Annotated in this window: 10 protein-coding genes; 6 read left to right on the top strand and 4 right to left on the bottom strand. The window is 34.7% G+C overall.

The features are described from left to right. Window positions 1-21 precede the first annotated feature (21 nt). The 5 genes from GQR98_RS04510 to GQR98_RS04490 all read left to right on the top strand — a co-directional run bounded on the left by GQR98_RS04510 (window position 22) and on the right by GQR98_RS04490 (window position 8162). A complete protein-coding gene (locus GQR98_RS04510) occupies window positions 22-1584 on the top strand; it encodes a protein adenylyltransferase SelO (RefSeq protein ID WP_159018470.1) in 1563 nt (520 codons plus the stop codon). Window positions 1585-1611: 27 nt separating this feature from the next. Beyond that, on the top strand, window positions 1612-2556 hold the full coding sequence (locus GQR98_RS04505; protein ID WP_159018469.1) for an aldo/keto reductase: 945 nt from the start codon (window positions 1612-1614) through the stop codon (window positions 2554-2556). 7 nt (window positions 2557-2563) lie between these two features. Next, a complete protein-coding gene (locus GQR98_RS04500; protein WP_159018468.1) occupies window positions 2564-3052 on the top strand; it encodes a peptide-methionine (S)-S-oxide reductase in 489 nt (162 codons plus the stop codon). A gap of 46 nt (window positions 3053-3098) precedes the next feature. Then, the gene (locus GQR98_RS04495) at window positions 3099-4322 is read left to right on the top strand and encodes a bifunctional alpha/beta hydrolase/OsmC family protein (RefSeq protein WP_159018467.1); all 1224 of its coding nucleotides are present in this window, start codon (window positions 3099-3101) and stop codon (window positions 4320-4322) included. 135 nt (window positions 4323-4457) lie between these two features. Beyond that, a complete protein-coding gene (locus tag GQR98_RS04490) occupies window positions 4458-8162 on the top strand; it encodes a metallophosphoesterase (RefSeq protein WP_159018466.1) in 3705 nt (1234 codons plus the stop codon). Between the two features lie 8 nt (window positions 8163-8170). Here GQR98_RS04490 and GQR98_RS04485 read toward each other — a convergent pair whose 3' ends face one another. Next, a complete protein-coding gene (locus GQR98_RS04485; protein ID WP_233268077.1) occupies window positions 8171-9016 on the bottom strand; it encodes a hypothetical protein in 846 nt (281 codons plus the stop codon). Between the two features lie 47 nt (window positions 9017-9063). Between GQR98_RS04485 and GQR98_RS04480 the strand changes: the two genes are divergently transcribed. Further along, complete coding sequence (locus GQR98_RS04480) at window positions 9064-10281, top strand: NAD(P)/FAD-dependent oxidoreductase (RefSeq protein WP_159018465.1); 1218 nt, start codon at window positions 9064-9066, stop codon at window positions 10279-10281. Window positions 10282-10393: 112 nt separating this feature from the next. On the opposite strand, the gene GQR98_RS04475 is transcribed toward GQR98_RS04480, so the two are convergent. Genes GQR98_RS04475 through GQR98_RS04465 form a run of 3 tightly spaced genes read right to left on the bottom strand, consistent with a single transcriptional unit; the run spans window position 10394 to window position 12887 of the window. Continuing rightward, complete coding sequence (locus GQR98_RS04475) at window positions 10394-11245, bottom strand: glycosyltransferase family 2 protein (protein ID WP_159018464.1); 852 nt, start codon at window positions 11243-11245, stop codon at window positions 10394-10396. A 59-nt stretch (window positions 11246-11304) separates the two neighbouring features. Further along, a complete protein-coding gene (locus tag GQR98_RS04470) occupies window positions 11305-11826 on the bottom strand; it encodes a methyltransferase (protein ID WP_159018463.1) in 522 nt (173 codons plus the stop codon). A gap of 2 nt (window positions 11827-11828) precedes the next feature. Further along, complete coding sequence (locus GQR98_RS04465) at window positions 11829-12887, bottom strand: 3-oxoacyl-ACP synthase III family protein (RefSeq protein ID WP_159018462.1); 1059 nt, start codon at window positions 12885-12887, stop codon at window positions 11829-11831. Window positions 12888-13013: the final 126 nt, after the last annotated feature.

Below are 13013 nucleotides of genomic sequence, written 5' to 3'. Positions count from 1 at the left end.
AAGCATTAAAATGAGCACACCATGAAACTGAATATAAAAGATACGTTTACTAAACAATTACCTGCCGACCCGAAGTTAGAAAATACAAGACGACAGGTGGAAAAAGCATGCTTTTCGTTTGTAACACCAAAACAAACAGCAAAGCCAGAATTGTTACATGTATCTCCCGAAATGCTTGAGAGTTTAGGTTTAACAGATGCAGATGCTAAAAGCGATACGTTTTTAAAAGTAATAACAGGTAATGAAGTCTATCCAAACACAAAGCCTTTTGCTATGTGCTATGGTGGGCATCAATTTGGTAATTGGGCAGGTCAATTAGGTGATGGTCGTGCTATTAATTTATTTGAAGTAGAATACAATAATAAACATTGGGCCGTACAATTAAAAGGGTCTGGCGAAACACCATATTCTAGAACGGCCGATGGTTTGGCGGTGCTGCGTTCTTCCGTTAGGGAGTATTTGTGCAGCGAGGCTATGTTCCATTTAGGTGTGCCAACGACGCGAGCATTGTCTTTAGCGTTATCCGGCGATCAGGTTATGCGAGATATGCTTTATGATGGTAATGCGGCTTACGAAAAAGGAGCTATTGTTTCTCGTGTTGCGCCTAGTTTTTTACGCTTCGGGAGTTTTCAAATATTAGCCGCTAGAGGCGATACTGAAACTTTAAAGACACTTACAGATTATACCATCTCTAACTTTTTTCCTGAGTTAGGTAAACCTTCAAAAGAAACCTATATCGCATTTTTTAATGAGGTTGCACAACGCACCCTAAAAATGATTGTAGATTGGCAACGCGTTGGTTTTGTACACGGTGTAATGAATACCGATAATATGTCTATTCTTGGCTTAACCATAGATTACGGGCCTTACGGTTGGTTAGAAGATTTTAGTTATGGATGGACACCAAACACTACAGATAGCCAACATAAAAGATATCGTTACGGAAATCAACCGAACATGGGGCTTTGGAATTTATACCAACTCGCTAATGCGCTTTATCTTTTAATTGAAGATGCAGAGCCGTTGCAAGCTATTCTCGACGGGTATCAAACTGGGTTTGATGAACAATCTTTTGCCATGATGCGCAATAAATTAGGTTTTGAAAATGAGGATGAAAATGATAAAATTTTAATTCAGCAATTAGAAGAAAATCTTCATTTAACAGAAACAGATATGACGATTTTTTTTAGGAATTTGAGTGGTTTTTCAGAAGAAAATCCTTCCGAAGGTATTTCAAAAATAAAAGATGCTTTTTATAATTTAGATGAAGTTAAAGGTGAGATTGAAACCAAATGGCAGACTTGGTTTGATGCTTATGCCAAACGTTTAAAAGACGAAACAGTTTCTTCCGAAGAAAGAAAAGTTAAAATGAATGCTGTAAATCCGAAGTATGTTTTACGAAATTATATGTCGCAGTTAGCTATTGATGATGCTGATAATGGCGATTATAAATTAATAGATGAATTGTTTAATCTTCTAAAGAAACCATACAGCGAGCAACCTAAACATGAAAAATGGTTTGCTAAAAGACCAGAATGGGCGCGTCATAAAGCAGGCTGTTCTATGTTGTCTTGTAGTTCATAATAAGAGTAATTAAAAGAAGAAAAGTAAATGCAATTAGGTTTAGGAACAGCAGCTTTAGGAAGGCCACAATATATTAATGTGCGTCAAGATGCTACAAATACGTCTAATTTAGAGGTGTTTAAAAAAGAGAGTTTTTCTGTTTTAGAAGAAGCCTATCAATCGGGTGTTCGGTATTTTGATACGGCGCCAGGTTATGGTTTAGCAGAGCAGTTACTTATAGATTGGTTGGCAACAAAAACTGATGAAGCTATAAAAGTAGCCACAAAATGGGGTTATACATATACTGCAAACTTTAATCCCGATGCTAAAGTTCATGAAGTAAAGGAGCATAGTTTAGAGAAGTTAAAGGAACAATGGCAGGTTTCTAAACAATTATTACCATACTTAAAAGTCTATCAAATTCATTCAGCAACTTTGGAAACTGGTGTTTTAGAGAGTGAAGCTGTTTTAAATTATTTATCTTACTTAAAAAATACGCATCATATTAAAATGGGTATTAGCACAACGGGTGCAAACCAAGTTGAGGTTATTAAAAAAGCATTGGATGTAAAAGTAGATGGCGAGAATTTGTTTGATGTTTTTCAGGTAACTTATAATTTGCTGGATCAAAGCTTAAAAGACGTTTCTAGCCTTTTACAGAAAGAAAACAAAACCGTTGTTATTAAAGAAGCTTTGGCTAACGGTCGCGTTTTTAGAAATAAAAATTATCCGAATTATAATGAAATGTATACGGCGTTAGAGCGTTTAGCACAAGTGCACGATGTTGGAGTAGATGCTATTTGTTTGCAATACGCAGCGCAAACTATTCCTGGTAGCAGAGTTTTAAGCGGAGCAAGTAATCGTGAACAAATACAAGAGAATTTAAAAATGAATAGGTTTGTTTTATCGCAATCAGAATTAGACGAACTTTCTGATTTTAAGGTAGAGGTTACTCAATATTGGGCAGAGCGTAAAGACTTAGAATGGAATTAATTTAAATATGAATAGCTATACAAAAATAGCTTTAGGAGGCGGTTGTCATTGGTGTACCGAGGCTGTTTTTCAGGCTTTAAAAGGTGTTACGAAAGTAAAACAAGGTTATGTCGCCTCTGTGGAGGAGAACACATCGTTTTCCGAAGCCGTAATTATACATTTTAATGAAGCTGTTATAACCTTAAGTGTGTTGATAGAAATTCATTTACATACACATAAAAGTACAAGCAATCACTCGATGCGCGATAAGTACCGATCGGCTATTTATTATTTTTCCGAAGTACAAAAAAAGGAGGCGACTGATATTTTAAATGGCTTTAAAAATACTTTTGAAGAAGAAATTATAACTGAAGTTTTACCTTTTTCAGAATTTAAAGCATCACGCGAGGCTATTCAAAATTATTACAAAAAGAATCCTGAAAAACCGTTTTGTAAACAATTTATTAATCCGAAATTAAAGTTATTGGTAAATAAATTTTCAAAACATTTAAATTAAAATTAAGGAGTTTGATTTTCAAACGACTGATACTCAAAATAAATTCATGAAAAGTACTAAACTAAAAATTCAGAATAAAAAAGGCTTGGCATTGCAAGCACAGTTGGAGTTGCCTGCAAACCAAAAACCGAATCGTTACGCTATTTTTGCTCACTGTTTTACTTGCACAAGTTCGTTAAGTGCGGTAAAAAACATTAGTAGAGCTTTAACTAATTATGGTTTTGGAGTCCTTCGTTTTGATTTTACAGGTTTAGGAAGAAGTGAAGGTGAGTTTGCCGATAGTCACTTTTCTGCCAACGTAGAAGATTTAATAGCGGTAAGTGAATATATGGCTGCTAATTATGAAGCACCATCTTTATTAGTTGGGCATTCTTTAGGTGGAGCAGCGGTGCTTTCTGCGGCGGCTAAATTAGATAATGTAAAAGCTGTAGCTACTATTGGAGCGCCATCCACGGTTGGGCATGTTACTCATTTATTCTCGCATGGTTTAGATAATGTTAAAGAAAAGGGTGAAGTTGAAGTGAATATTGGAGGACGACCTTTTAAAATTGATAATGATTTTGTTGAAGATTTTGGAAAAACAGATTTACCTTCTGTTGTTAAAAATTTACGCAAACCTTTACTAATTATGCATTCGCCAACAGATAATGTGGTGGGTATTAAAAATGCCGAAGAACTTTATCTCCAAGCGCAACATCCTAAAAGTTTTGTAACTTTAGATCATGCTGACCATTTGCTTTCAAAATCTAGCGATAGTAATTATGCTGGCAACATGATTGGAACTTGGGTACAACGTTATTTTGAACCTCAAGAAAATGATATGTTAGAGACCAACGGCGAGCAACTTGTTGGGCATTTAAACTTAACGGAAGATAATTTTACAACCAATATACAAACCAAAAACCATAGCCTAATTGCCGACGAGCCTGCTTCTGTTGGTGGTGACGATTTTGGACCATCACCTTACGAATATTTAAATGCTGGTTTAATTGCTTGTACAGCCATGACATTAAAAATGTATGCCGAACGTAAAAAATGGGATCTGCAAGAGGTTTTTGTTTACGTTACACATTCTAAAAAACATAGTGACGATTTAGGTTTAGAGCAAGAAAAACCTGGGTATTTAGACCATATCACTAAAAAAATAAAGTTAATTGGTAATTTAGATGAAAAGCAAAAAGCACGATTAAAAGAAATTTCGTCGCGTTGCCCTGTGCATAAAACTTTGGCTGGTGGTGTTGTTTTTGATACCACGTTAATCGAAGACTAAGTACCCTTAATAAAACATAGGCATATTTCATTTCTTACGCTTTCATCACAATAAAGTAAAAAGGGTTTTCTTAAGTTATATCAACGAGATTCTCTTTATAATCAATTATTTTTGCAGAAATTAATATCATTAATTATGACTAAAACTTTACGCTACATTACATTATCCCTCTCAGTGTTTTTTATTAATGCTTGCGCAACTTATAAAACTCAAATTAATGATCTTAGCGATGCCAAGTTTCCTAATAAGGAAATTATTTATTCGTTTTATTTAGTAGGCGATGCGGGAAATTCACCAATAGGTTCGGAGTCTACAGGATTAAAAGCCTTTAGAGAAGAAATTAATAAAGCTTCCGAGCAAAGTACTGTATTGTTTTTGGGTGATAATGTGTATCCTAGAGGCTTGCCTAAAAGCGGAGATAAAGGCCGTGAGTTTGCTGAATATCAATTAAAAATTCAGACTGAAGCTGTTAAAGGTTTTAAAGGTGAAACTATTTTTATTCCTGGAAATCACGATTGGTATAGCAACGGATTAAAAGGGTTAAAGCGTCAAGAAAAGTATATCGAAGATGCCTTAGGGAAAAACACGTTTTTACCAGAAGATGGCTGCCCAATTGAAAAGGTAGAGATTTCAGATGAGGTTGAAATGATTATTATTGATACCGAATGGTATTTGGCTAATTGGGATAAACACCCGACAATTAATGATGATTGCGAAATAAAAACACGCTCTCGATTTTTTGAAGAATTAGAAAGCTTAATAAAAAAGGCTCGCGGAAAATCGACTATAGTCGCCATGCATCACCCAATGTTTACCAATGGTTTGCACGGAGGTGAGTACGATTTTAAATCGCATATGCAGCCATTACCAGTTTTGGGAACCTTAAAAAATGTATTACGAGAAACTATAGGTATATCGCCAGAGGATATTCAAAATAAAAGATACAACGAGTTACAGAAACGTGTAGTAACTTTAGCTCAAGAGAATGATAAGGTTATATTGGTTTCTGGTCACGAGCATAATTTACAATATTTCGAAAAGTATAATTTAGCACAAATAGTAAGTGGTGCAGGTTCTAAATCTACACCTACTCATAATGTTGTAGATGCATTTTCGGCTAGTGTTCCTGGTTATGCGAGGTTAGATATCTTTAAAGATGGCTCGTCGTTTGTTAGATTTTATTCAGCTGAAGAAAATAAAGTTATTTTTCAAACCGAAGTTCATGGTCCAAATAAAAAAATAGATGAGTCTGCCTTCGAAGATTCATTTGTAAAAACAAAAAAGGCATCTATTTATAGTGACGAAGAAGTTGATAAAAGTGGTTTCCATAAAGCTATTTGGGGCGATCGTTATCGCGAGTTCTATGGTACAAAAATAGAAGCACCTGTAGTAAATTTAGACACTATGTTTGGTGGATTAACACCATCTAGAAAAGGTGGAGGACACCAATCAAAATCACTTCAGTTAAAAGATAAAACAGGTAAACGCTACGTTATGCGTGCGCTTAGAAAAAGTGCCACAGTTTATTTACAGGCTATGGCTTTTAAAGATCAATATATCGCTGATGAGTTTGAGGATACTGTAACCGAGAGTGTTCTATTAGATTTTTACACAGGTTCGCATCCTTATGCGCCTTTTGTAACAGGAACATTGTCTGATGCTATTGATTTGTTTCATACCAATCCAACTATTTATTACGTGCCAAAGCAAAAAGCTTTAATTGGTTTTAATGATGATTTTGGTGATGAGTTGTACATGATTGAAGAACATGTATCCGACGGTCATGGAGATATTGCAAGTTTTGGTTTTGCGAATAAAATTGAAAGCACCGACGACTTAATGAAAAAACTTCGAAAAGACGAAAAGTATAAAGTAGATGAAACATCGTATTTAAGAGCTCGTTTGTTCGATATGGTTATTGGTGATTGGGATAGGCATAGAGACCAATGGCGTTGGGCAGAATTTGAAAATAAAGAAACAGGAGAGGTTATTTATAAGCCTATTCCGAGAGATCGTGATCAGGCCTTTTCTATAATGGGTGATGGCGGATTAATGCAAGTTGCCACTAGAATTATTCCTTCATTAAAATTAATGGAAGGTTTTAATGATGATATTAGAAATGTAAAAGGTTTCAACTTTAGTCCATATTCTTTAGATATGACTTTCTTAAACCAAACAAGTAAAGCACAGTGGGAAGAACAAATTAAATTCATCCAAAATAATTTAACAGAAGCCATTATTGATGATGCTTTTACGCATTTCCCGAAGGAAGTACAAGGTGTAACGGTTGCCGAAATGAAACGAGTGCTTTTAGAGCGTATTAAAAATCTATCAACTTTTGGTATTGAGTATTACAAGTTGCTTAATGAGTGTGCGGTTGTTACCGGAACTGATAAAGATGATTTATTTGAAATTGAAAGATTACCTAACGGTGAAACAAGATTAACCGCTAGTAGAATTAAAAACGGTGAAAAAGGGATTGTAATTTTTGATAAAACATATTCTAAAGACGATACTAAAGAAATTTGGATTTATGGTTTAGATGATGAAGATGAATTTCATGCTTTTGGAGAAGGGGATCACTTAATTAAAGTGCGTTTAATTGGTGGGCAAAACAACGATACTTATAATATTGAAAATGGTAAGAAAGTTGTTTTTTACGATTATAAATCTAAGAAAAACACCATTAAGTTAAATAACGGTAAAGATAAATTAACCGATGATTACGACACGAATGTTTACGATTTCGCTAGGCTTAAAAGTAGCACCAATCAATTTGTGCCAGTTATAGGAGCGAATCCCGACGATGGTTTAAATATTGGTTTTTTAAATACCTTAACACACTATGGTTTTGAGAGTAATCCTTTTAGTTCTCAACACAGTATTGGAGCGTCGTATTATTTTGCAACTAGTGGTTTCGATTTTGAATATACAGGCGAGTTTTCTAATGTAGTAGGGAAATGGAATTTAGGTGTAAATGCTAAATTTACAAGTCCTAATTATGCTGTTAATTTCTTTGGTTACGGTAATAGTACACCAAATTTAAACATCGATAATGAGGATGCCTTTAGCTTAGATTATAACCGTGTAAAGTATAGTACGCTCTCTTTTGCGCCTTCTTTAAACTGGCGAGGTAAAATGGGTGGTCATTTTAAAGTAAGCCTAAGTTACGAGGCTATAGAGGTAGAGGAGTCTACAGATCGATTTATCAATACATTTTATGTAGAAAATGGAGCTGATAACCACAAACAATTTGCAGGTATCGATGCCTTGTATGCTTTTCAGAATAAAGATAATGAGGCTTTTCCAACAATGGGAATGCAAACAAGTTTACAGGCAGGTTATAAAACAAATATAGAAGCTTCTAGAGGTTTTGGATATTTAATTCCAGGACTTGGTTTTGATTATAAATTAATTCCTAGCGGACAATTGGTTTTAGCTACACAAGTTAAAGCGCATCTTATTTTTGGTGACGATTTTGAGTTTTATCAAGCAGCAAGTTTAGGTGGAGATAATGGGTTACGAGGTTATAGAAATGAAAGGTTTTCTGGTAAAAACGCATTCTATCAAAGCACAGATTTACGTTTAAATTTAACTAAGCTTCGTACTAGTTTATTGCCACTACACATTGGGGTTTATGGAGGTTTCGATTATGGTCGTGTATGGATTGATGATAATCTAGCTCTAGACAACAATAGCGCCTTTAATTCTAACAGATGGAACACTTCCGTTGGTGGCGGTGTGTTTGCAAATGCTGCCAATATTATGACATTAAATTTATCGGCCTTTAATAGTGACGACGGCTTGCGTTTCGCTTTTAAAGTTGGTTTTGGTTTCTAAAGAGGGTATTAGTTTAAGTTAAATTCATATAGATTGCCATCACTACCATGGGCTTTTTCGTCGGTAATGTATAGCGTGTTATTGTCTTTAAAGCAAATGCTCTCTTTTTGCGATATACGGCCATTAATAGGGATTTCGGTAGTAGTTCCGTTGAAAAAGTTATCATTTTCAAAGTCTGTAAATAGCCATACTGATTTAGGGCTTAATAGCACCATAGATTTTCCGTTACTGCTAATATCTGCCGATGTTATCCAGCAATCCATATCACTACAAGTATCAAAGGTTCCTAGTAGCTCGGCAACATGCTTTCCTTTTTTTGCAGGAACCTTATAGAGAGAGGTTTTTCCAAAGTCGTTTTTAACACGGCTTTTAGTGAACAAATAAAAATTGTTTTTATGATAGAAAAAAGCTTCACAATCAAAATATAAATTTTTATTTTTAGGAGGAAATTTTTCTTGGTTTGGGTAGCTAAAAGAAATACGATCAATATCAACTTTACCTTTATCATTCAAGGCTTTCTTTTTTACCTTTAATATAGATAAGTTTTTGCGTTTACTATCATTGTTGCCAAAATCGCCAATGTAAAGGTTGCCTTCTTCATCTGAGGTTAAATCTTCCCAGTCGTTGTTTTTTGCATCTATTTTTATTTCTTCTTTAATATTTCCTTTAGGTGAAACGCCGTAAAGTTTTGGTGAATTTCCGCCGTCGTTAAGCATCCAAATATAGTCTGAGTTTACGGTGGTTTCTGCTCCAGAAACTTCATCTAAAGATTTTGATAACTCCCCTAGAAATTTAATATTCTTGTTTTGGCAACCTGCACTAAGGATTAATAATGATATTATAAGTTTGTTCATCTGAGCTTTAAAATTTAAATGGTAAATTTACTGAGTTTTTTAAACTTATGAAGGAATACAATGTTATAATTATTGGCGGAGGCGCTGCGGGTTTTTTTAGTGCTATTAATATTGCGGAACAAAATCCGGATTTGAAAGTGGCTGTTTTAGAGCGCGGTAGTGAAGTGTTAACCAAGGTTAAGGTTTCTGGTGGCGGTCGCTGTAATGTGACGCATGCTGAGTTTATGCCGCAGGAATTAGTAAAAAACTATCCGCGTGGCGAAAAAGAATTACGAGGTCCTTTTCATCAATTTATGACGGGAGACACCATAGAGTGGTTTGAAAACAGAGGTGTGCCTCTTAAAATTGAAGATGATGGACGTATGTTTCCTGAAAGCAATTCTTCGCAAACCATAATCGATTGTTTTTTAGGTGAAGCTGAAAAGTATGGTGTAGAGGTTTTAAAGAATCACGCTGTAAAATCAATAAAGCATTTAGAAGCTCATTATAAAATAGAAACAATACAAGGTGATTTTTCAGCTGAAAAAATTGTGATAGCAACAGGAAGTAATCCAAAAATATGGAAGCTTTTAGAAGGTATAGGCCATACGGTTGCACAGCCTGTGCCGTCGCTGTTTACGTTTAATATTAAAGATGACCGTATTACCGATATTCCAGGTGTTGTCGCTTTAAACGTTGAGATAACCGTTGCAGATACTAATTTGTGGAGTGAAGGTCCGTTGCTTATTACGCATTGGGGTATGAGTGCGCCTGCAATTTTAAAGTTGTCGGCCTTTGGAGCTATAGAATTAGCTAAAAGAGATTATAAGTTTGCTATTGAAGTTAATTTTATTCGTCAGGATTTTGATACTTGTTTGGATGCTTTAAAAACCTTAAAACTCGATTTAGCCAAGAAAACCGTATTTAAATCTACACAGTTCGATTTACCAAAACGCCTTTGGCATAAACTGGTTTTAGCAGCGCAAATGACCGAAGATACGCGTTGGGCAGATTTAAATAAAATGCAATTGGAAGCTTTGGCTAACCAACTTACTACTGCTATATTTAATGTTGATGGGAAAAGTACTTTTAAGGAGGAATTTGTAACGGCAGGTGGTGTAAATTTAAAAGAAGTAAACTTTAAAACTTTTAAAAGTAAAAAACACGAAAACCTTTATTTTGCTGGTGAAGTTTTAAATATTGATGCTGTAACTGGTGGTTTTAATTTTCAGAATGCTTGGACGAGTGGTTTTATTGTGTCCAAGGCGATTACTGGTTTGGGTTAGAAATAACGCATTGTTTTGCGAGCGTATATAGTTTTCACAAAAGATGATGTGATTTCTCCTATCGTCGAAATGACGCGGGATAAATTGTGTTAGCTTGGTAGGTTTTGAAAACTTATTTCTTGAACTTACTCATAATACCTTTCCAGCGTAAATCTCGAATAAACTCACCTTCTTCAACAGAAACTAAAGGTGTAATGTCTTCTTTTTTAGCTTTAAAATAGCCTGACATATAATCTTTAAATAAAGCGAAACTTCCTTTTTTGTAAGCAAGTTTTACTGCGGAAATTAAAGTAATTGTAAAACCATAACGCATTTTGTACATGGCTTCACCTTGAAGATATTTGGAAGCTTTGTTATAGCTAATCCCTGTGGGTTTTAGGTGTTTTACATGCAGAGATTCATCGGTTAAAAGTTCCCAGCCATAATATTTTGCAAGTAACTCATCGACGGTATCCCAACCCATAGATGGTTTTAGTTTCCCTATTTGTAAGAAACAAGATTTTCGATAAGCTTTTAAAGCACCACGAATATGATCTTTATTGGTTAAGTTTTCTAAAACCCAATCGTTGTTTTTTTCTATGTAACAAAATCCAGCTGCCATACCAAGTTTGGTGTTCGCTTTAAAATGCTTAGAAATTTGTTCTAAATAGTTCTCAGGAAAAATTAAATCGGCATCAAATTTACAAATGATATCGTAATCTTCATCTAAAACTTCAAAACCTTTATAAAAAGCATTTATAATTTTAGAGCCTGGTAAATGTGCTTCGGAAGATTGATTGTTTACTAAAGTAATAAACGGATATTTTTCCGCGTAAGCGCTAACAATATTTCCTGTATTATCAGTTGAGTTATCATTAACAATCACTACGCGTTTTGGTAACAGAGTTTGAGTTACTAAAGATTCTAAAGTGAGCCCGATAGAGCTTTCTTCGTTGTGCGCAGGGATTATTATATGGATGTTCAACCGTTTAAAATTTAAGATTCAAAGTTAAACTTATTTATTTCGATTCAGAATGGAATAGCCTAAATTCTTTCAGCATAAACAATATAGTAACGCGGAGTAAAGCGTCTTAAAATAGGGCGAATTCCTATTTTTTTAGGTGGGTTTGTCCATTTCTTACGATCTATAATTTTCCAACCAGCCTTCTCTAGAAGCCAATCGAATTGCCAATCTTCAAACTCGTGGTAATGACGGTCGAGCATATCTGTTTTACTTCTATATGCTGAAGAAAACCACAATTTTAATGGTACGCTCGCTACTAGTTTATCTCCTTTAATAGCTTTTAAAGCAGTGTAAGGAGAAAGTAAATGTTCGAAAATTTCGAAAGCAGTTACAACGCTAGCTTGAGTGTTTGTTATAGTTGAGGTGTCTTCATCTAAATCTTCCCCTTTGGTGTTTTCTACTGAAAAACCATGTTCTTCCATTATTTTAGTAAACGGGTTTACAACGCCTAAATCTAAAATAGTTTCGGAGTTTGAAACATGTTTTTTTAAGAACTCAATAGTATGTTTAAAACGTTTATTAGGAAAACTATTTTCGTACATTTTTAATGTTTATAAACAATAGCATTAATATTCATACCAGCACCAACACTAGCAAAAAGAATGATATCACCTTTATTAATTTCTTGATTTTCCAATTGACCTTTTAAGATAATATCGAATAATGTAGGTACAGTAGCCACACTAGAATTCCCTAATTTAGCGATAGACATTGGCATAACACCTTCTGGCATCTCTAAATTATAGAGTTTGTAGAAGCGTTTTACAATCGCCTCGTCCATTTTTTCGTTGGCTTGGTGTATAAGTACTTTTTTTACTTCTTTTATATCTATACCAGCTTCATCTAAACACGATTTCATGGCTAGTGGTACGTTTGTTAATGCAAATTCGTAAATTTTACGACCATACATTTTTATATAGCGACGGTCTTCTTTTATTTCAGGATTGTTCGTTTCTCCAAAATAAATGTAATGTGCTTCGTCTAAAGAATATGTAGCAGATTTATGATTGATAATACCACCTTCTTCAGTGGTAGCTTCAATAACAACAGCTCCAGCGCCATCACCATAAATCATAGAGTCACGATCGTGCGGATCTAGAATTCTAGATAACGTTTCTGCACCAATAACTAAGCATTTTTTAGCAATACCAGCTGTAATAAAAGCATGAGCTTGTATAACACCTTGTATCCAGCCTGGGCAACCAAAAAGTAAATCGTAGGCTACACAGTTTGGGCTTTTTATGCGTAATAAATGTTTAACTCGAGAGGCCATACTTGGTACGGTATCACTCTGGATGCTATCATGACGTACATCGCCGTAATTATGAGCGACGATAATATAGTCTAGATCTTCTCGATTAATTTTAGCGCTTTCAATGGCTTTTTCTGCCGCGAAAGAGGCTAGGTCTGATGTGTTTAAGTGATTCTTGGCATAACGACGTTCATCGATACCTGTAATGGCCTTAAATTTCCGAACAATAACTTCGTTTGGAGCGTTTATTACGGTGCCATCACTATTTAAAAATTCGTTACTGTGAAAATTTTCGTTTTTTTCAACATTATCAGGAATATAGCTTCCTGTTCCGGTGATTTTAATATTCATATGCTACTAATTCTTAATTGAAAAGGACTGCAATAAGAAGTCCTCTTTACATCTCCATTTCTTTAGAAAAACACGCCGTAGTTTTAAGGCTTGCGTATTTTTTTTAGTTATATAAAGCCAAAAATG

It is taken from the genome of Algibacter sp. L3A6, from assembly GCF_009796825.1.
Classification (GTDB): Bacteria; Bacteroidota; Bacteroidia; order Flavobacteriales; family Flavobacteriaceae; genus Algibacter.
This window is presented reverse-complemented; position numbering and strand designations above follow the sequence as displayed.